Below are 19,593 nucleotides of genomic sequence, written 5' to 3'. Positions count from 1 at the left end.
TATTTTCATCCTATAGGTTTTTAAATTCCTTTTCAAGCTGTAAATCTTGGGAATTATGGATAAGTATATGTATCTACTAATTCTCCCAATGCAAAAAACCTTTTTCCCGTTTTAGAAGAATAATAACAGGTCATTAAAGATATAATCGGTCTGCCTCTCTTTTCAGCCTTACTATTGTCTAACATATTAAGAGCTTCATCAGGTACCACTACTGTATCATAAATCTTATATTCATAAATCATATTTTTATCGCTTATCTTTACTAAAGCTCCTATTTCTATATCCATGAGACTTCCAAATAAAAGAGATTTGTTTTTCATAAGATGACCTGCTAAAGGATAGTTCCCCTCACCCATTTCCTGACCTTCTACCATAGTTGTAGCCCCTATTAATAAATTGGAGTTAGTAGTACCCTTTAATATGGGAATATCAATACCTAAATCTGGTATAGCAATTTGACCTATAATATTTTTATTATCAAAATCTTTAATCTCCCATAATACTGTATTGATTTCAATATCCCTTATGCTATCGTAATCATAAATTCCCTCTGTATTTTTATTTTTTATTATTTCCTCTGAAGTAATTTCCTTTAATACATTCCTGGTGTTATTAATATTATGCTGAATAATCAGGTTGTTTATATGTGGAATAAATAATAATATAACACCTATTATAATTATAATTGTAGAAATAAATTTTCTCATTTTGTCACCTCAAATTTTGAATAAGAATTAAATTTATATTCCATATTTACCCACATTATTATTTTTAAATTTTTATTTGTTTTCAAATATGTATTTAAAATAATAATTGTAACAAACTAATAAAAACATATTAGAAAGGAATAAAATAAATGCAAGATAAAATAATTATAATAGGCAATGGTATAGCTGCAATTTCTGCCATAAAGTCCATAAGGGAAATAGATGCAGAAAGTGAAATTCACTTATTTGGAGAAGAAGTATTTTATCCATATAGTAGATTAAGACTTTCAAAAGGCCTGCTGTCTACTCTTCAGGAAGACAATATATTGCTTCAAAAAAAGGTATGGTATGATGATAATAACGTAAATTTATATCTAGGTACTAAGGTGGTATCCATAGATACAGATAAAAAGACAGTGAAATTATTTGATGATAGCTTAATTAGTTACACTAAAATATTAATTGCAACTGGTTCCAGTAATATGAAGCCTGAAATTCCTGGAATTGATAAGGAAGGGATATATACCTTGAGGTCACTTCAAGATGCTTGGAATATTGCCCATGGATTTAAGGACAGTAAAAGAATCCTAATAATTGGAGGGGGAGTGCAAGGCTTAGAAACAGCATGGATATTATCTCAAATGAATAAAGAAGTCACCGTAGCTCATAATTGTAATAGACTTATGGCAAAACAATTAGATAGTAAAGCATCTAAAATATTAGAAAACAATATATATGCTAATAATGTTCAGATACTATTTGACTGTGAAGTAAGTGAAATACTAGGTAATAGTAAAGTAGATGGCTTCAAAACCAGTGATGGTAAAACATATACTTGTGATACAATAATATATTCCATAGGAGCTAGTCCCAATATAGAGATTTTAAAAGATACTCCTCTAAAATTAAATAGGGGAGTTATTGTAGATGAAAAAATGAAAACAAATATGGAAGAAATCTTTGCTGCTGGAGATGCAGCAGAATATAATGGACATATATTCGGACTGTGGAATATTGCCCTCAATCAAGGAAAAGTTGCTGGATATAATATTGCAGATAAGGATACTATATATGAAGATATTACTCCAGTAACTACCTTAAATGCCTTTGATATATCTTTATTTTCCATGGGAATAATAGATGAAGATATGGCTACTGATATTATTTTAGATGAAAATGTAGATAAGAATATATATAATAAAATTTTTATTAAAGATAAGAAAATCATAGGGGCCATAGTTGTAGGAAATATAAAATCTTCTGCTATATTAAAATCTGCAATTGAAAAGGAAACTAGCATTGAAAATATTGACTACAAGAATATATCCTTTGATAATTTTATTCAAGAGTTGAAAAGTAAATAAGGAGTTACAATATATTTAAAATTTTAATTCTATAACTTTTATGGGGGCCTTGATAGTTTCAAGGTCCTTAAATATCTTTATCATCATGTTATTATTGAACTTATGGACTATATACTGTATAATTTTCTTTTGTATAGTAGTTTTTTGTTAGAAATTTAAAATTTTTATCATAGAAAGGAAATAAAGGATGAAACTTGGAATCGTAGGACTACCTAATGTAGGAAAAAGTACACTTTTTAACGCAATAACTCAAGCAGGTGCAGAATCTGCTAACTATCCATTTTGCACTATAGAGCCAAATGTAGGAGTAGTTGCAGTACCAGATGAAAGACTAGACAAGCTGGCAGAAATTTATACATCTAAGAAAACAGTTCCAACTGCAATAGAATTCTATGACATAGCAGGACTTGTAAAAGGAGCTAGTCAAGGAGAAGGTCTTGGAAACAAATTTTTATCTCATATTCGTGAAGTTGAAGCTATCGTTCATGTAGTTAGAGCTTTTGAAAATGTAGATGTTGTCCATGTAGAAGGAAATATCGACCCCCTTAGAGATATAGAAACTATAAACCTAGAGTTAATGTTTTCTGATATGGAACAATTAGAAAGAAGACTTCAAAAATCACAGAAGATGGCTAAATCAGATAAGTCATTGGCTGCAGAAGTAGAAATAATTCAAAGGGTATTGAAATCTTTAGAGGAAGGAAAATCCATAAGAACATTGGATTTATCTCCTGAGGAAAAGGAAATAGTTAAAACCTTTAACCTTTTAAGCTCAAAGCCTGTAATATATGCGGCAAATGTATCTGAAGAAGACTTAGGAAATAATGGTGACTCAAATCCTTATGTAGCAAAAATAAGAAAATATGCTAGTTCTGAAAATGCAGAAGTAGTAGTTGTTAGTGCTCAAATCGAAGCAGAAATTTCACTTTTAGATAATGAAGAAAAAATGGAATTCTTAAATGATTTAGGAGTAGAAAAATCTGGTCTTGATAAACTTATACAAGCTTCCTATAGTTTATTAGGACTTATGAGTTTTTTAACTGCAGGACCTATGGAAGCTAGAGCCTGGACTATTAAAAAAGGAACCTTAGCCCCTCAAGCTGCTGGTAAAATCCACTCTGATATAGAAAGAGGATTTATTAGGGCAGAAGTAATAGCCTTTGATGATTTAATGGCACATGGGGGAAACATGACATCAGCTAAGGAAAAAGGACTTGTAAGAATTGAAGGAAAAGACTATGTAATGAAAGATGGAGATGTAGTATTATTTAGATTTAATGTATAGAAAAAACCCAAGGTTAGTTAGCCTTGGGGTTTTTACTGATTTTAAGATAGTTCTATTTTTCCTTCACATTTATCTACTGAAGTAAGCTTAGTTGCTCCTTATCTCCTATTCTTTCTATTGTCATAGGGTCATTATCTCTCAAAAATGCATGATTTATGGTTTTCTTCTTAGTTAATATAGACGTATCCCCATTTACAGAAGGTCTTAGCTTACAGCTATAAACTATAGGAAAATAATCCCTTATAAATTTTCCATCTCCATGGGCAGTTAGAACTATAAACTGAAATCCTAGTTGTTCTGCTATGAAAAATACAGGGCTTAAAACATGGTTACTGGAAGCCTTGCCAAAGGGATTATCCATTATAACTGTTCTGTTTCGTTTTTGATTAGGTACTATATGTTGCTTCTTTTCTGCTGAATAGTTTAATATCCCCAAGAAAAGAGCCATATTCTTGCTCCATTTTTCTCCACCTGACCATTGGTTTGAACTACTCCAAGAATAGTACATATTACTTACTTTTCCGTCATTAGTCACTTTTCTGCATCTTACTTTAATCTCTTCGCCTAGCATAATAATATTGAGCAATTGCTTAGGTTGCAGCCATGTTTCTATAGATTTTTTTACCTTTTCTATATCTTCATTTCCTTCTTCATCTAAAAATTCTTCCTCCTCTAATTTACCTATCATCCAATCTACATGTTTTCTAATTTCTTCTCTTCCCCTATCTTCATTCCAACTTGGAACTTGGATTTGGTATATTTCTTTCCATTTATCCTCTATTCTTACCTTTGTATTCTTAGGTATTGTACTTATTTCATAAGCTAATGTGGATAAATAAGTATATAGATATTGAATAAACTGATTTAATTCTTTATCATGTTCCATCATATTTTTTTCATATATGTTTATCACTCTATTTAGAGTTCTTTCCATATTACTCTGCCATTCCAATATATCATGAAAATCTTCTTTGTTTTTTACTCCAGATATGGTCATCTCCCTCAATCTAATTTCTATGGGATTTTCATTTAAAAATTGAATAAAATGACTTTTTTCCATATTTACTTTCTTTGCCTGATTTTCTAGATTTATTTTTAATTCTTCCATCTGAGCTATGGCACTGGATATTATATTTTTTCTATTATAGGGTAGATTTTGTAGTATATCTGATTGTAACAAAATTGGTTTAATTTTATTTATTAAAAACTCATATTTTCCATTTTCAATTTTAAGGTTTTGTATATGATTTTCAATATCTTTTAATTCATTTTCCAATCTATCAGCATTTGATTTTAAATACTTTTCTTTATCTTCTAATTCTCTTTTTTCTTTACTTATTTGTTTTTTTACATTAAATAGAGGCTCTGTAAAGAGCATAATTTCATTAAATTTTTTATAGAAATCCTCTTTTCTAATATTATATTTAGTTTCACTCTTAGCAAATATTTTTTCCATTATATTTTTATTGGGTTCTATCTTCTCCATATCTTCTTTTAAAGTTCTAATATTCTCCACTAGGCTTTTTATTAAATTTTTTCCATTATAAGGGTATTCTAAGTCCTCATCCATATGATAATAAGCGCTTTTATACTTCAGCTCCAATGCTTGTGTTTTATCATCTTTGTTTTCAATAGCCATTTTTAATTGTCTTTCTAATTCTGGTCTATCTTTTTGCTTTTCAGACAGCATATCCCTTATATATACTCTATCCTCTAAAATGCTTTGTTTTGCCATGTTCTTATATATGCCTTTAAAATCTCTTACTTCCTTATAATTAAAATCATCTAGTATTTTAGATATTTCACCACCAATATCTCTAATTTCTTCTTGAAGATTCTGGATTATATCTTCACTGACTTTTATGCTTTTTTCATTTAATTCTATATCCTTATTGATTTTTTCAATCTCTTCATCTTTCCTAAATAATTGATTATTTATCTTTTCTATTTCTCTTTCTCTTTGGAAAAATTCTAAGGCTCTTTCCAGTTTTCTCTCTAAATACTTGGATTCTTGCTCCAAATCTTTTAATTTAGTTTCATATTCATTGATTTCATTATTTATATTTTTATCTTCTAATTGTTTTTCCCCTAGCTTATTCCTTTTATCTTCTAGGCTTTTCTTCAATTCTCTTTGACTTTCTTCTAATTGGGCGTATTTATCATAGGGGTAATCGCTTAAAAACTCCTTGATACTTTTTAACCTATCATTCCAATCTTTTTCTTCTTTCTCCTTGTTTTTTCTTTCCTTCACAATTTCTTTGGCAGATAGTAAAAGCTCCTCTTTCCATATTTGAAACTTTTTCTTATCTACATTCTCCCGCCAAATAGAAGGATATATATATCTTTCCTCTATATTGGTTTTTCCCAATATAATCTTTGTTGCTTCCTCTTGAGATAAAACTAATATTGGAGATATTAATTTTTTACTTTGGGACTCTATTTTTTTATATAATTTGTCCAGCTCCCCTTCTGAGGTAATGGCAACCAATGGCCATAGAGGATATTCTCTATATATCCTTTCTATATCCTTATTGAACTCGACTGCTACTTTTTCTATATATTTAGTTCCAAGTTCCAACAGATTAAATTGATTTTTCCAACTATCTATCCAATTTTCAAGCAAAGGTTCTCCAGTAAAATATTCATTTTCTCCATAATAATCCAATAATCTATAGGATAACCTTTCCTTTTCTATTAATCTTTCTTTCTCACTTTTTATTCTCTCCAGCCTTTCCTCCATATATTGAATAATTGACTGTTGCTTTAAATATATGGAATCTAAATACTGCCAATCTATTTTTAAACCTCTAATCATAGATAATATTTTCTCATGCTTAGTATGAATTTCTTCCAAATTTGCTTCTTCCCTAGTGACATCTTTAATTAAATTTTCTATTTCATTGTTTATAATAGGGACTTCTTTTGATAAAAATTCTTTTCTATTTTTTAATCCTTTTAAATGGTTTATATGCTCTAGATTCAAATTTTCAATCTCTTCCAGCCTACTTTTCCACTTAGGATATTCTTCTCCTATAGTTTCATTAGCTGGGTTTAAAAGTATTTCTTTTCTAATACCTTCCATAATACTTTTTGTTGCCTTTATCTCACCTTCAAAGCCAGAGCGAACCTTTATCAAATCCTCCTTTTCTATCTTCAAGCCATTTGATTTAACACGGATTACCTTTAGTTCCTCTTCATATCTATACTTTTGACTGTCCGCCATGTTTTTTTGTTTATCTAAACTATTTAATTCTTGTTCAAAATATCCCTTTAATATACTAGAGTTTTCATTTAATCTTTCCTTAAAATCCAGAGTTTCATAATCATCATCTAATTCACTCAATTGATTCCTCAATCTGGTGATTCTTTCTTCTTCCTGTTTGATATTGGATTTAAGCTCTGCTATCTCAAGGTTTTGTAATCTTTCTTCCTTTTCTTCTAAGTTGTCTTTTATTTCATTGTATTCATGTAAGATGATTTCATAATCCTCTTTAGCTTTGTTTAATTCCTTTTCTAACTTTGCCAATTCATAGGATAGTTCTTTCCTATTTAGCTCTTCCATTTCTTTATTTAACATTTCTTGTGAATTTTCTATATGGCATATTTCACTATTAGTTTTTCTTGTCTCTTCCTCTAAAAACTCATATATTGATTTAACTTCCCCTTTTTTATTAACCATTCCTTCTTCTACTTTGTGATATTCAACATATATGGACACATAGTTTTTTATTTTTTCCTCTATTTTTTTACTCTCTTCTATTCTATCTCTAAGCTCCTTATGCTTTTTGAAATGCTCTCTTTGTCTTTCAAATATTTGGACAAAATCATCGGTCCCATTACCTACCAAAGCCTCTTCTACAGTGGGTATAAGTAACTTGTCAACCAATTGGGAAGTGGTTTTACACTGTTCAAAAAACTTTTCAACATCTCCCTCTGCTCCATTTATAAGAGCAATATTTTTCCACTCTGAAGGGATAATGTGGAAATTTTCTTCAATATATTCTTGAAAGTTTTTTATTGTGTCAAAGCTGTAAGCATTTAGCTTCTGACTTTGCATATATTGATAATATTCCTGCATCTCTTGCCTACTGGTAGATCTAGTAAGATTTTCTTGATTTTTCTTTGTGAAGGGAATATTATCTATGGAGTGATCATCCCCTGATGAATAATCATAAGCATATCGTAAGGATTTTAAGCCATCTGGAGCTAAATACAAAGTTACTGCCGTTACTCCATATCTTCTAGGTCTGTCATTTAATATCCATTCAATGGCAATATGACCTGCTCCTCCCTCTAGGGACAAGGTATCTCGTATTTTTCTCTCTCCTAGGGCTGAGTGCGGAAGTACAGCTTGAAGAGCAGTCTGGATCAATACAGTTTTTCCTCCTCCATTTTCAAGTAATATAACTCCATTATGTCCATCAAACTCAAATATATCATCATTAAATCTTTTGCCTCCATTTTCATATATTATATTAGTCAATCTAATTTTTGATATGGCTGGCATTCTCTTCACCTTCCTTCCCTTCTAAAGAATATATAAATTCTAAGATTTCCCTATTATGTTCTAACTCCATATAATATCTTTGAATAATAGCCTTAGCCTTTTCGGTTAATTGAATTTCATCATTTCCTATTTCTTCTACTAATTCCTGCTTCTCCAAGAATCTTTTTACCATGTTAATAAAACTCATCCTACTAATTGTCCTAGCAGTTTGAGCAACATTTTCCTTAATATCATCTAATGCATCCCATTTGTCTATTATGGCAATCCAATTATACTCATATCTTTCTTCCAATTCCAAAAGTTTTTCCTCATCAAAGGTCTTTATTGACAATACCTTTTGATTTACTACATTTAACCAATCTCCAACTCTTATAAAATCTCTTGTAGCTTCTACGTTTTGATAGCTATCATAAAATTCACCAAATAAGATTATTATTGATATATACATCATATATATATCTGCATTTACAGCCTTAGATGGCAAGTGTTTGTCTTTAATGGACTGATTAGATACATGAAAAGGTGAATAAATAGCCAAAGGTACCATATATACCATATCTCCCACAACCAATATGATACAGTCCATCTCTTGAGCAAACTGATTTACTAAACCCCTTATGGTATCATCAGCTATATATAATCTTAAATCATCCTTGTTTGCCTTTCCATTAATAGCTAAAGTCGAATATATTTTAAATGCTTGTACTACCTGCTCCTGTTCATATATCACTATTCTTCACCTCCAAACTCAATTTCATATTTCTTATTGTATATCTTGTATTTGGCTGAACTTTCCCATTTATCTCTACTACTTCCAATTGAGTATAGTCTTTCTCTAATAATTTAATTACCTTTTCTAGCATAAGATTTTGATTTTCTTCTATTTCCATTTTTATAGGAGAATTATAGTGAAGAAGCAACCAAAAATCATAAAAAGATCTATGATTTAATATACTCTCATCTTCATTCCTTATTATATGATTAACTACTTCCTCTAAAGAAATATGGTTCTCATTATCAATTAATCTTAAAATTATTTCCATTATATATTCGTAGTTTCTCTGTTGTATTTTTATATCCTCTTGGATTTCTCCTTCTTCTAAAGGATCAATAAAGGTCCGTCCCCTATCTTCTGTGCCTTTTTTTATTATTCCCTGCTTAGCAAAGACTGCCAATGGTGACCAAAGCTCTGCCTTCTCCAAATATAAAAAAGGGGCTGCTAAATTTCGTGAAGCTTCTAATGGCAAAGGAATCGATAGTAACTTACTGGTTATTTGTTCTTTGAAATTGAAGGAATCAATTCCTACATAATACAGTGATTCCTGTGCAGCATTTAATGCTGTAGTCTTCATTTCTATACTTTCTAATAGTAAATTTCTATGTTCATAGTGGACTTCTCCCAGTTCTCTCTCTATCCTAAGAACTAATCCATAAGCCTTTTCCATCTTGTCCTTATGGATTTCGTATTCTAATCTATTTTTCGTTTCACCTATAAAGAGTTTTAACTCTTCAAACTCTTCATTTTCTCTATTTAATCTAAAATGTATATCATCTACTATTGTTTCATATCTTTTGTAAGTTTCATCAGAAATAATATTTCTTTGAATTTCATGTTTTATACTATATATTTTTTCCTGCAAATGTCTAACATCCATTCTCATCTCATCAATCTGTCTTAAAGCACCTGCAAATTCCCCTTTTTCCAATTGTTTTCTAAGTATTAGTTGATTAATAGAAAGCTGAAATTCAGAAAAAAACTCTTTTGTTGCAAATATCAACTCTAGACCCTGTTCATCTAATTTGTAGTATTGAAGATTGGATTTTGAATCAAAATCAGATGCTTTAAGTATGGAATATTGAATTATTTCATCTTTTCCTGTTTCCCAATTATAAAATTCCCTACTATTTCTTTTCCCACTGGATGGTCTAAATACCTGTATTATTTCCCTAGACATCTTTACATAATCTTCATAACTTAAATCTAGTTGCCCATAGGTAAGATTTGAAAGAAATTCAGTCAATTCCAATACTCCGGCTTTTTTATTCCTTATTAGCATATTTTCAAAGAAAAATAATAATGTCAGTAACCCTAAGCCATAATAGTCTATTATATTGCCACTGTTGTCTTTTCCTGTTTTTCTCTTAAGTTCATATAAAGGATCAAATAATACCAGTCTTTCCATCCTTTCCCTATAGTTTTCCGTAATATTCTTTATGGAAATTCCCATATTTCATTCCTCCAAATTCTTTCCAGTTCTTCTTTCTCTAGTGCCTCTTGTGGTAAATATCCTCCATCTTCAAACAGTTTATTTATTTTAGATTTTCCTTCTTCCAAAAAGTATTCTGTGAATTTGTCAATAGCCTTCTCATTCCTTTGTTGGTTTTCTTTACCTATGGAATAGTTTTTATTGAACAGTGCTTTATAAAATGGTAGTGCCAATTCTATATTGTATTTTTCATATATTGAATACCATATTGATATCCCTTCTGCATCTATATCTCCAAAATAATATATCTTATGTAAATCATTCTCTAATCCTAATTGATTATATAATTTATGGATATTTGCTGTAATTTTCCAACCAGCCCCATATATTAGAGATGTAAATTGACTTTTATTAATACTATCTATTAAATTATAAAAGGTCGTTTTATTCTCTACTACTAAATGGATATGCGATGATTCTTTGAATCTAAAAGGATTTATGGCAAACATAAGAGGGTCTGGATTAGTTATTATTTTAAATTTTTCCCATAATTTTATCCTTTCCAATATCTTCTTTCCACCTTCTTCATCTATCCATTTTTCATTCCCTACAATCTGAAAGCTTCTTTCTGAAGATGTTCCGTAGTCTGATGGTAGGCCATTTTTCACTAAATAATCATCCATAATTTTTATATATTGCAAATCTTTTTCCCACTCTTCTTCCTTGAGTGAAAAATAAATATCTAAATTTATATCGGGATTAAATTCGATGCTATTTCGTTGTATTTCATCATTGATTGTTTCTCTAAGACTTGCTTTTATAATACGATAGGTATTATACAGTGGTATCACCTTTCCATTGGTGCCATGTTCTTTCACTGGCTTTAAAATCCTATTCTCCATTAAGTCTTCTATAATAGAAGTAAAATCTAAATAAGATTCCTCCCCTGATAATATATTTTCTAATTGATTTAATTGAATTGTATTATTTTTATGGGATTTTAAATATTTTAGTATTCTATCTTTAGTGGACATATAATCTCACCTCATTATCTTTATTCTATTTTAACATAAATTAATATATAAAAACCTCCATTGATCATTATTTTATAACAATCAGAGGAGGATTCTCTACTATTTCACCTATTATAACCAACCTATTAAAATGTAACAATCTTCCTCTAAATTTTTATCAGTACCCATAGATAATATCTTACTATCTATGGGTTTTACAAATAATTGGAAGCAATTACAATGTATAAAACCTAAGTGGCTAGCCACTTAGGTTTTATTATTTCTTTTTAATTAGTGTTCTTTTGTGTACTACAGCCTGAAGTTTCACAACCGTTACAGTCACATCCACATCCGCTTTGCCCTGCTTTTTTTCTTTTGACCATATATAAAATACTCAAAACCACACAAACACCTATAACACCTATTATTATAATGTCTACCATATCTTTTCCCTCCTAAAGAAAAGCCTTTAATCTTACTAAGCTATCAGGCTTCCTACAGTATAAACTACAAATGCCACGATATATGCTGTAAGCATTTGAGTTCCCACTGCTGCCCCTGTAAGCTTCCAAGACTTTAATTCTCTCTTTGTTGCTCCTACGGCTGCAAAACAAGGCATACACAATAAATTAAATACCATATAGGAATAAGCTGCTGCCTTTGTTTTTATATCATCCTTCATTGTTGAAAGGGCATTTTCATCTTCCCCTTCCCAAAGAATTCCCTCAGTATAAATATCAAATGCCGCTTCTTCATCATACTGTCCATCTTCAAATCCTAATTCTTCTAATTCTTCTTGATTATATTGAGAAAAATATCCTTCTAAATATTCAGGCGAAACATCATCATCATATAACTGCGCAAGAGTTACTACAACCATTTCCTTTGCAATCCAGCCAGTTGCCACACCTACAGTAGGTCTCCATTCACCAAAGCCTAATGGTTTAAACACAGGAGCAACTGCATTTCCTACTGAAGCTAAGAAACTATCATCCATTTCAGCCATAATGACTCCGTCTTCATTATTTGCAGCATTAACGCCATTAAATGAATTAATGTTAAAATTACTCAATAACCAAATAAGTATTGTAGATATAAATATAACTGTACCTGCTTTAACAGCAAAACCCTTTACCTTTTCCCATCCATGTATAGCAATACTCTTTATAGTAGGTACACGATATCTTGGCAGCTCCATTACAAAATTGGAAGTAGCAGATTTATATACAAATTTATTTAAAATCAAGGATACTACAATAGCTACAACTATACTCAGCATATAAAGGGAGTATGTAACTAATGTTTTATTGTTTCCTGCAAAGAAAGTAGAAACAAACATTGCAAAAATTGGAAGCTTCGCACCACAAGGCATAAAAGCAGTTATTATAGTTGTTATTGTACGATCCTTTTCAGAATCTAAAGTTCTAGTAGCCATAACTGCTGGGACACCACATCCAAATCCCATCAATAATGGAATAAAAGAACGTCCTGAAAGACCAAATCTACGGAAGATTCTATCCATAACAAAAGCAATACGTGCCATATATCCACAGTCTTCTAAAAATGATATTAACAAATATAAAACCCATACTAAAGGAATGAAACCAATAATAGCACCTAATCCTTCAATTACCCCATCCATAATAAGGGAATATACCACTGGAGAAGCATTCGCAATCAATCCATCGACTACATCTGCAAAGGAACCCCACAGACCTTCTGCTAAACCAGCCAACCAGACACCTGGACTAGGAAGTCCTTCTATCAATAAGAAATTTTCACTGAATGTAATAGCAAACATTAAGTACATAATAATAGCAAAAATCGGTAAAGCCAAAAATCTATTGGTTAAAATCTTATCTATTTTATCTGATTTTGTTTCAACGTAGCCTTTTTTACTTTTCTTAACAGCAGTATTTACTGTTTTAGTTATAAATTGATACCTTAAATCAGCTATTTTCGCTTCTGTATCTCCATCTGCATTCTTCTCTGCTTCTCTCACAATCTTTTCAACAGCAGCCCTCTTATTATCAGATAAGGTAGAGCTTACTATTTCATCATTCTCTACTAATTTAATGGCTTTCCATTGAGCCTCTGTGGAAATAGCTTTAACAGATGAGGAATCATTATTAGATTCAATTAACAATTCGGAAATGGCATTTACAGCATTTGAAATATTCTCATCAAATACTTCTAATTTCTTTCCTAAAGGTTTATCCTTAGCTACCTTAACAGCCTCTGCCATTAATTTATCCAAACCCTTTCCATTTCGAGCAACAATCGGTATTACAGGAACACCTAAAATATTCTTTAGTTTCTCACAATCAATCTTATCTCCCTGACTTTCAACTTCATCCATCATATTCATGGCAACAACCATAGGAATTTTAGTCTCAGCAATCTGTAAAGTAAGGTATAAGTTTCTTTCAATATTAGTTCCATCAACAATATTTATTACTACATCAGGCTTATTTTTTACAATATAATCTCGAGCTATTATTTCCTCTGCTGAATATGGAGATAATGAATAGGTTCCTGGTAAATCCAGAATCTTTATGTTCTTATCCTTTTTATACACACCTTCTTTTTTATCTACCGTTACTCCTGGCCAGTTTCCAACATGTTGTTTAGAACCAGTAAGCTCATTAAAAAGCGTCGTTTTCCCGCTATTAGGATTACCTGCGAGAGCAATTACATAATCCATAATTTATCCTCCTTTTATGAAATTAAAACATACTTAAATAATTATCATGGTTAGCTTACTCTAACCTACAATGGAAAAAATAATAGGTTAAACACCTATTTATTTTATAAATTGTCTACATCTTTATCTCTATATTCTCAGCTTCATCTTTTCTAAGGCTTAATTCGTATCCTCTTATATTTACTTCAATAGGATCTCCTAAAGGCGCCACCTTTATAACCTTTATAACAGTTCCTGGAGTCACCCCCATATCCATAATCCTTCTTCTCATAGGTCCCTTGTCTCCAATGGATATAACCGTACCTTCCTGACCTGGTTTTAAATCTTTTAATGTCACTATATCTCCTCCTCACTCTTGTTTGTTAATTAACAATTATCAACGAAGCTAATCCACGATTAAGGGCAATTCTAACACCTTTGATAAGCAAAATAAGTCCACTTGAAGTTTCACCGACAACCTGTATTTTTTCTCCCTTTACAACTCCTAAATCCTGAAGATGACGCTTCATATCATCTTTCCCTCTAAACTCCGTAACTATCTTTGTTTCGCCTAACGGAACCATCATTAATGACATAAATTCACTTCCCTTCTTCGGTATTGATAATCAGTATCGCTTAGTTCTATAGTGTAAGTATAATCCAACTTTATACAAAAGTCAATATTCTTCCACTTTGATTTCTACCAGAAAAGAGAATTTTTTCACAAAAATATGGATTATTTTATACTACCATACTTAAATCTAGAGAAAGAGGGACAATTATGTCTATCTATAGTGGAAAACTCCTTGAATTAAAAGGAATTAAATTTGAATCCGATAGATATTTTCTAGAAGTAAAATTCTCATTTGAACAGGAAATTGACTTTTTTAGGAGATTGATCAGCATACAGTTAAAAATTTAAAAATCCTTATTCAATATGATGGAAAATATAAATATAGACTATCTTTTAATAGCTATTGAGATTCTATTAAGAAACAATATATAAATGCAGTACCTCGAACATATGGAGATCAAAGTGATCTTATAAACTTTTCATATTCAAAAGATTATATAAATAAATTAAATACTATTAAATATTGCCAAAATATTGATGATTTGGACAAGCTAGTATTTATACCTACAAATTTGGTATCAGCTAATGGATAGTGTAAAGAAGTGCAAGAAATAGAAAATGAAAAAATACTCCAGAATATCAGTTGCTGGTATTAGTGTATTATTAATCATATTCTTTAGTTATTTCAGCCATATTTATCTAAATAAAACTTTATTTAATAACTTTATATTCTATATTTAATTTAACTTTTAAAAAAGATTTATAATATATGGAAATAAATAAAAAAGCTAAGTTATAAGAAATAACTTAGCTTTTTTATTTATTTAAACTCTTCATCTAATCTATTCTTTACTTCTTCTGGGGTTAAACCTTTTGCATTTATTACTGGTGCCTTAGTTTCCGTATCACTAATTCCCATCATATCAGTATTATATCCTGCTGTTACTATGGCATCTAAACCACTTAGTTTTTTAATATTTTCATCTATTGATCCACTTAGAGATTCAACTGTATACCCTGATTTTATCAAATGACCTGCCACATTACTTAGTCCTTTTTCTATACCAATTTTTTTCATACTTATCACCTCATGTTTTATTTTGTACAATTAGCAATATAATATACTATTATTATCTAGTCCATTTTGGCTGTTATAGAAATTTATAACTGTATTAATATTATACATTTGTGAGAAAGTATATAGTGAATAAATAAAGTATACTGGAGGAATTCTTATGACAGTAAAAGGCTATTTCGGTGAAATAAGTGCTGCCAATGATGCTATTAAATCACTAGAACAAGCAGGATTTAGTGATGCCTTTGTAGATATAAATGATCATTATATAGGAAATAAAAATGTTAAAACAAACCTTCATGGAGCTAGCACAGGTGCAAGTCTTTCTAATTTAGTTCTAGGTTCTGGATCAGATGGTTTAAATCAGGGAAATTCACCTTTAGCTGCAGCAAGTCCCATGGTAAGTGGCATGGGAACATTTGATGATGTAGCAAGTATCAACTATGTAGTTAGTGTAAATTCAGATGGCAAAACTAATGAAGCTAGGAAAATCCTAAAAACCCATGGTGGTTATTTAGATGACCCAAATGTAAGTAGAGAACAAGCCCTATCTAATGCTGAGGTTGATTTAGAAAAGGCAGTATCAAAATTAAATGATAATCTATAAAAAAATACTCCTAAAAGGAGTATTCTTTTATGCTGCTAAGCTTATGTTTTCTACATCTTCAATTACATTTCTTATCCATTTTTTAGATTTAAGTCTTTTAGCTTCGAAGAATACTCTAAGTACTTCTTCTAAAGTTATTACAAAGAACACTTTTTCTAAAGGCATTTTGAAATATACTGCTGCAATAAATCCAGCTGGAATTGCAAAACACCAAACCGTTCCAAGTTGGACGAGCATTGAGTAAGTAGTATCTCCACCACCCCTAAATACACCTACAATCATAAGAACATTAAAGAATTTTAAAGGTGCAGCTACTGCCATAATTCTTAGTACTGTTATTGTCATATTTAGTGTATCTTTATTAATATTAAACAATCCTACAACCATTGGTGCAGATACCCATAGAGATATTCCCATTATTAATCCTACAATAGGTGCTAATATACCTAGCTTTGTTGAATAATCAATTGCTACCTCTTCCTCCCCAGCTCCAATTTTGTTTCCTATCATAATTGCAGCAGCATTGGCCAGTCCCATAGATAGAACCATAAACATATTATTTATAGTATTGGCTATTTGCATACTAGCCACTTCACGAATACCTATTTTAGCATATATAATTGAATATACTGATAGTCCTACGGACCATACCAATTCATTAAGTATTACTGAATAGGATGTTTTAAAATACATTTTCACAAAATTAAAGTCAAATTCTACATTCTCTTTGTCTTTATTAGAAATAATAGAGTTAGATTTATAAGCTGCAATAACTATAACTATCATTTCAACCACTCTAGCTATACTCGTAGCTATGGCTGCTCCTGCTACTCCCATTGTCGGGAACCCAAAATGGCCAAATATCAATATCCAGTTTAAGAATGCATTTGTTAGTACTCCTATTAAACTTCCGTACATAGGTGGTTTTGCTATACCTATACATCTTAGTACTGTAGAATAAGATTGGGTAATGCCAGTAAGTACAAATGTTATAGATATTATTCTAAGATACTTTATTCCCAAGGTTACAACTTCAATATCCTTAGTAAATATTCTCATTATTGAACTAGGAAATAATGCTGCTGGAATAAAAAATATAATTGAAGCTACAAGACCTAAGATTATATCTAATCTTAACATCTTTCGTATGTTAGAAATATCTTTTCTCCCCCAAAACTGAGACATAAATATACCTGCCCCAGCATTAATTCCTGCTAAACATAAAGTAAATATAAAAAAGTATTGGTTAACTAAACCAACTGATGCAATTGAATTTTCCCCTAGTCTTCCTATCATTAAGTTATCAACCATATTTAATGATGAACTGATTAAGTTCTGCAAAGTTATAGGTATAACTAATGTAAGAATAGCAAGGAAAAACTGTTTGTCTTTTAATGTCTTTTTCATTTATGTCGCCTCCTATTTTTAGACACAAAAAAGCAAATGGGTATTAAAAGCCGCCCATCTGCTTCAGTTTTATTATATATTTAGTATAAACTACCTTCGATAGTATATATTAGTTTTTACTTTATGTCAACATTATTTGTATTATGGTTTCATATAATGTTATGTGTCCCCTATGGGTATGAACACAGTATATCATATATGTTTTTATATCATTAACTAAGTTTACAGGCTTTAATATTACTAGAACTAGCATATGAACTCCGAATTTAATTTTAGTAACCTTACAAAAATAATCATTCTATCCTATATTACATTGTTTATTTTCTTCCAGTTAAAGAAAAATAATAGAGCAATTACTCTATTATTTTTTAGTTTAATTATTTATAATCGTTTTGTTTAGCTATTGCTTCATCTTTTATTTCTTCTCTCATACCTTTAAGAGACTCTAATCTTCTCTCTTGTTTTTCTTCAAGATCTTTTTTAGATTTTTCATCACTTGTTTTTGAAATCATTTCTTTAGTTTCTCTATAGTTTTGAATTGTATTATCAATATTAAACTGAATCTTATCTACATTATCTCTTCTATCATCTGGTTTTGGCTTATTATTCATTGCTTTTATCTCCTAACTTAATATATTTGTGTGATAAAGTTAACCTTAAATAAGGTTGCCTTTTTATTATGTGTTATATTAAGTTTCTTATTCCAATAAATCTTGCCAAATGATATTATTTATTCTCTTTATTTATAAGATTTTTTTGTCCAATTTCAACTAAATTTCTAGTCATTAATCCTCCTACGGTTCCTGCTGTAAATATATTTTGTACAGGATCTAATTCAGTAATATTATTTCCTAATCCTAATTCCTTTGCAATTTCCATTTTCATTTCATTTAAAGCTATTATAGCATTTGAATCTATAGGCATTCTTCCCATAACAATCACCTCTTAATTAAATTTATTTCTCTTGTTATTTTGGATATTAATATCTATTAAAATACTAGGTAATTTTACGAAAATAATGCGAAGTATATTCAACTATGTCAAATCCTGGTATAAAGACATCAAACTACATACAAACTCTGTTTCTACCTGTGTGTTTTGCCTCATATAGTTTTATATCAGCCAATTCTTTTATTTTTTCAATATCTAAAGTAGTATCAGGATAAATTGCACAACCTATAGATATAGTTACTTTAAGATTTATTCCTTCTGGAAGAAGAAAATCTTTTTCCTCCACCATATTTTTTATTCGCTCAGCAATTTCTAAAGTCTTGTCTTTAGAACAGTCTTTTAATATTATACAAAATTCTTCTCCACCAATTCTAGCCACTATATCTATAGTTCTTATGGATTTAGATAATAGCTCTCCTAATTCTTTTAATACTATATCACCTGCATTATGTCCATAAGTATCATTTACTTTTTTAAAAAAATCTATATCTAACATTAATATAGATATTTTTTCATCTTGAATTATACTATTTTTGATTACTGAATTAAATAATACATCAAAGTTTCTTGTATTGCTTAGTCCTGTAAGAAAATCTATTGTAGATTCCTCTTTAAGTCGTTTTAATAAGAAATATGTTTGGACTAGATATTCTGTTAAAAAATATACTGAGATTATAGCAAATAATGAGCCTAGCCAGTAAGCTACTATTATATTTATCAAATCACTTGAATTTTCAATGGTGAGAAAAAATCCTATTGTTGCTATTAATCCCGATGAAATAAACATATAAATCCATCTCATAAACTTATTCTTATTTATCCATCTAATAAAAATACATAGACTCATTACAACTATTATAATAGAAGCAGCAATAATAGAAACATCACTTATTCCTTTATATAACAAGCGAAATAATGCTAATATCATTCCAGTAATAAATGTAACTATTCCACTACCATGGATTGCACTAATTATAATTGCTATATGTCTTAAATCCATTATTCCATTTGGTGGTATTTTTATTGAAAAAAACATTAATATAATTCCTAAGATTCCTCCTAAAATCCCTGCCTGCACTTTGACTTTAATAGTAGATGAGGAGCCTAGTCCTGTATTCATAAAAAACTGACTACCTACAAAAACAACTGTTACCAAAATACAGGCATTTATAAATAATTCTCTAAAGATTGCAATTATCATTATTATCTTCCT

General features: G+C 30.0%; 17 protein-coding genes. 3 read left to right on the top strand and 14 right to left on the bottom strand.

The features are described from left to right. Positions 1-53: 53 nt before the first annotated feature. Entirely contained in the window at positions 54-707 is a 654-nt protein-coding gene (locus KQI41_RS00315; protein WP_154440896.1) for a class A sortase, read from the bottom strand. Positions 708-856: 149 nt separating this feature from the next. Between KQI41_RS00315 and KQI41_RS00310 the strand changes: the two genes are divergently transcribed. Both KQI41_RS00310 and ychF read left to right on the top strand, forming a co-directional pair. Continuing rightward, positions 857-2,071 carry an NAD(P)/FAD-dependent oxidoreductase gene (locus KQI41_RS00310; protein ID WP_154440894.1) on the top strand — a complete coding sequence of 405 codons (1,215 nt, stop codon included), beginning with the start codon at positions 857-859 and terminating at the stop codon, positions 2,069-2,071. Positions 2,072-2,258: 187 nt separating this feature from the next. Further along, positions 2,259-3,356 carry a redox-regulated ATPase YchF gene (gene ychF, locus KQI41_RS00305; RefSeq protein ID WP_154440892.1) on the top strand — a complete coding sequence of 366 codons (1,098 nt, stop codon included), beginning with the start codon at positions 2,259-2,261 and terminating at the stop codon, positions 3,354-3,356. Positions 3,357-3,429: 73 nt separating this feature from the next. Here the strand turns inward: ychF and KQI41_RS00300 are convergent, their stop codons facing one another. The 9 genes from KQI41_RS00300 to KQI41_RS00260 all read right to left on the bottom strand — a co-directional run bounded on the left by KQI41_RS00300 (position 3,430) and on the right by KQI41_RS00260 (position 15,418). Next, positions 3,430-7,872 carry a Smc domain-containing protein gene (locus KQI41_RS00300; RefSeq protein ID WP_154440890.1) on the bottom strand — a complete coding sequence of 1,481 codons (4,443 nt, stop codon included), beginning with the start codon at positions 7,870-7,872 and terminating at the stop codon, positions 3,430-3,432. Continuing rightward, on the bottom strand, positions 7,841-8,593 hold the full coding sequence (locus KQI41_RS00295) for a DUF6063 family protein (RefSeq protein ID WP_216584559.1): 753 nt from the start codon (positions 8,591-8,593) through the stop codon (positions 7,841-7,843). The genes KQI41_RS00300 and KQI41_RS00295 overlap by 32 nt, the downstream gene beginning before the upstream one ends. Beyond that, positions 8,583-10,091 (bottom strand): replicative DNA helicase, encoded by a 1,509-nt coding sequence (locus KQI41_RS00290; RefSeq protein WP_154440888.1) that lies wholly within the window; start codon positions 10,089-10,091, stop codon positions 8,583-8,585. Before KQI41_RS00290 ends, KQI41_RS00295 begins: the two co-directional genes overlap by 11 nt. Further along, complete coding sequence (locus KQI41_RS00285; protein ID WP_216584558.1) at positions 10,076-11,104, bottom strand: Wadjet anti-phage system protein JetD domain-containing protein; 1,029 nt, start codon at positions 11,102-11,104, stop codon at positions 10,076-10,078. The genes KQI41_RS00290 and KQI41_RS00285 overlap by 16 nt, the downstream gene beginning before the upstream one ends. Positions 11,105-11,370: 266 nt before the next feature. Further along, positions 11,371-11,526, bottom strand: coding sequence for a FeoB-associated Cys-rich membrane protein (locus KQI41_RS00280; RefSeq protein ID WP_154440884.1), 156 nt, complete (start codon positions 11,524-11,526; stop codon positions 11,371-11,373). 35 nt (positions 11,527-11,561) lie between these two features. Next, positions 11,562-13,787 carry a ferrous iron transport protein B gene (gene feoB, locus KQI41_RS00275; RefSeq protein WP_154440882.1) on the bottom strand — a complete coding sequence of 742 codons (2,226 nt, stop codon included), beginning with the start codon at positions 13,785-13,787 and terminating at the stop codon, positions 11,562-11,564. Positions 13,788-13,902: 115 nt separating this feature from the next. Next, a complete protein-coding gene (locus KQI41_RS00270) occupies positions 13,903-14,124 on the bottom strand; it encodes a FeoA family protein (RefSeq protein ID WP_412034783.1) in 222 nt (73 codons plus the stop codon). Positions 14,125-14,149: 25 nt separating this feature from the next. Next, positions 14,150-14,362, bottom strand: a complete 213-nt coding sequence (locus KQI41_RS00265; RefSeq protein ID WP_154440880.1) for a FeoA family protein — start codon at positions 14,360-14,362, stop codon at positions 14,150-14,152. Between the two features lie 798 nt (positions 14,363-15,160). Next, a complete protein-coding gene (locus KQI41_RS00260; RefSeq protein WP_154440876.1) occupies positions 15,161-15,418 on the bottom strand; it encodes a YkuS family protein in 258 nt (85 codons plus the stop codon). A gap of 157 nt (positions 15,419-15,575) precedes the next feature. Here KQI41_RS00260 and KQI41_RS00255 point away from each other — a divergent pair, with 157 nt between their 5' ends. Next, positions 15,576-16,022 carry a hypothetical protein gene (locus KQI41_RS00255; protein ID WP_195837994.1) on the top strand — a complete coding sequence of 149 codons (447 nt, stop codon included), beginning with the start codon at positions 15,576-15,578 and terminating at the stop codon, positions 16,020-16,022. A gap of 27 nt (positions 16,023-16,049) precedes the next feature. Here the strand turns inward: KQI41_RS00255 and KQI41_RS00250 are convergent, their stop codons facing one another. The 4 genes from KQI41_RS00250 to KQI41_RS00235 all read right to left on the bottom strand — a co-directional run bounded on the left by KQI41_RS00250 (position 16,050) and on the right by KQI41_RS00235 (position 19,581). Next, a complete protein-coding gene (locus KQI41_RS00250) occupies positions 16,050-17,429 on the bottom strand; it encodes an MATE family efflux transporter (protein WP_154440874.1) in 1,380 nt (459 codons plus the stop codon). A gap of 377 nt (positions 17,430-17,806) precedes the next feature. Further along, a complete protein-coding gene (gene tlp, locus KQI41_RS00245) occupies positions 17,807-18,040 on the bottom strand; it encodes a small acid-soluble spore protein Tlp (protein ID WP_154440872.1) in 234 nt (77 codons plus the stop codon). 115 nt (positions 18,041-18,155) lie between these two features. Further along, positions 18,156-18,362 (bottom strand): small, acid-soluble spore protein, alpha/beta type, encoded by a 207-nt coding sequence (locus KQI41_RS00240; RefSeq protein WP_154440870.1) that lies wholly within the window; start codon positions 18,360-18,362, stop codon positions 18,156-18,158. Positions 18,363-18,495: 133 nt separating this feature from the next. Then, on the bottom strand, positions 18,496-19,581 hold the full coding sequence (locus KQI41_RS00235) for a GGDEF domain-containing protein (RefSeq protein WP_154440869.1): 1,086 nt from the start codon (positions 19,579-19,581) through the stop codon (positions 18,496-18,498). Positions 19,582-19,593: the final 12 nt, after the last annotated feature.

The organism is Tissierella pigra (genome assembly GCF_018917845.1).
GTDB classification, from domain to species: domain Bacteria; phylum Bacillota; class Clostridia; order Tissierellales; family Tissierellaceae; genus Tissierella; species Tissierella pigra.
The sequence above is the reverse complement of the archived record's forward strand: the minus strand, read 5'-3'. Positions and strand labels throughout refer to the sequence as shown.

Excerpts from the sequence above, each read along its gene's own strand:
- KQI41_RS00265 (WP_154440880.1), bottom strand. The coding sequence starts at position 14,362 with ATGTCATTAATGATGGTTCCGTTAGGCGAAACAAAGATAGTTACGGAG.
- KQI41_RS00235 (WP_154440869.1), bottom strand. The coding sequence starts at position 19,581 with ATGATAATTGCAATCTTTAGAGAATTATTTATAAATGCCTGTATTTTG.
- KQI41_RS00315 (WP_154440896.1), bottom strand. The coding sequence starts at position 707 with ATGAGAAAATTTATTTCTACAATTATAATTATAATAGGTGTTATATTA.
- KQI41_RS00290 (WP_154440888.1), bottom strand. The coding sequence starts at position 10,091 with ATGGGAATTTCCATAAAGAATATTACGGAAAACTATAGGGAAAGGATG.
- KQI41_RS00240 (WP_154440870.1), bottom strand. The coding sequence starts at position 18,362 with ATGGGAAGAATGCCTATAGATTCAAATGCTATAATAGCTTTAAATGAA.
- KQI41_RS00250 (WP_154440874.1), bottom strand. The coding sequence starts at position 17,429 with ATGAAAAAGACATTAAAAGACAAACAGTTTTTCCTTGCTATTCTTACA.
- ychF (WP_154440892.1), top strand. The coding sequence starts at position 2,259 with ATGAAACTTGGAATCGTAGGACTACCTAATGTAGGAAAAAGTACACTT.
- tlp (WP_154440872.1), bottom strand. The coding sequence starts at position 18,040 with ATGAATAATAAGCCAAAACCAGATGATAGAAGAGATAATGTAGATAAG.
- feoB (WP_154440882.1), bottom strand. The coding sequence starts at position 13,787 with ATGGATTATGTAATTGCTCTCGCAGGTAATCCTAATAGCGGGAAAACG.
- KQI41_RS00280 (WP_154440884.1), bottom strand. The coding sequence starts at position 11,526 with ATGGTAGACATTATAATAATAGGTGTTATAGGTGTTTGTGTGGTTTTG.
- KQI41_RS00310 (WP_154440894.1), top strand. The coding sequence starts at position 857 with ATGCAAGATAAAATAATTATAATAGGCAATGGTATAGCTGCAATTTCT.
- KQI41_RS00285 (WP_216584558.1), bottom strand. The coding sequence starts at position 11,104 with ATGTCCACTAAAGATAGAATACTAAAATATTTAAAATCCCATAAAAAT.
- KQI41_RS00260 (WP_154440876.1), bottom strand. The coding sequence starts at position 15,418 with ATGAAAAAAATTGGTATAGAAAAAGGACTAAGTAATGTGGCAGGTCAT.
- KQI41_RS00255 (WP_195837994.1), top strand. The coding sequence starts at position 15,576 with ATGACAGTAAAAGGCTATTTCGGTGAAATAAGTGCTGCCAATGATGCT.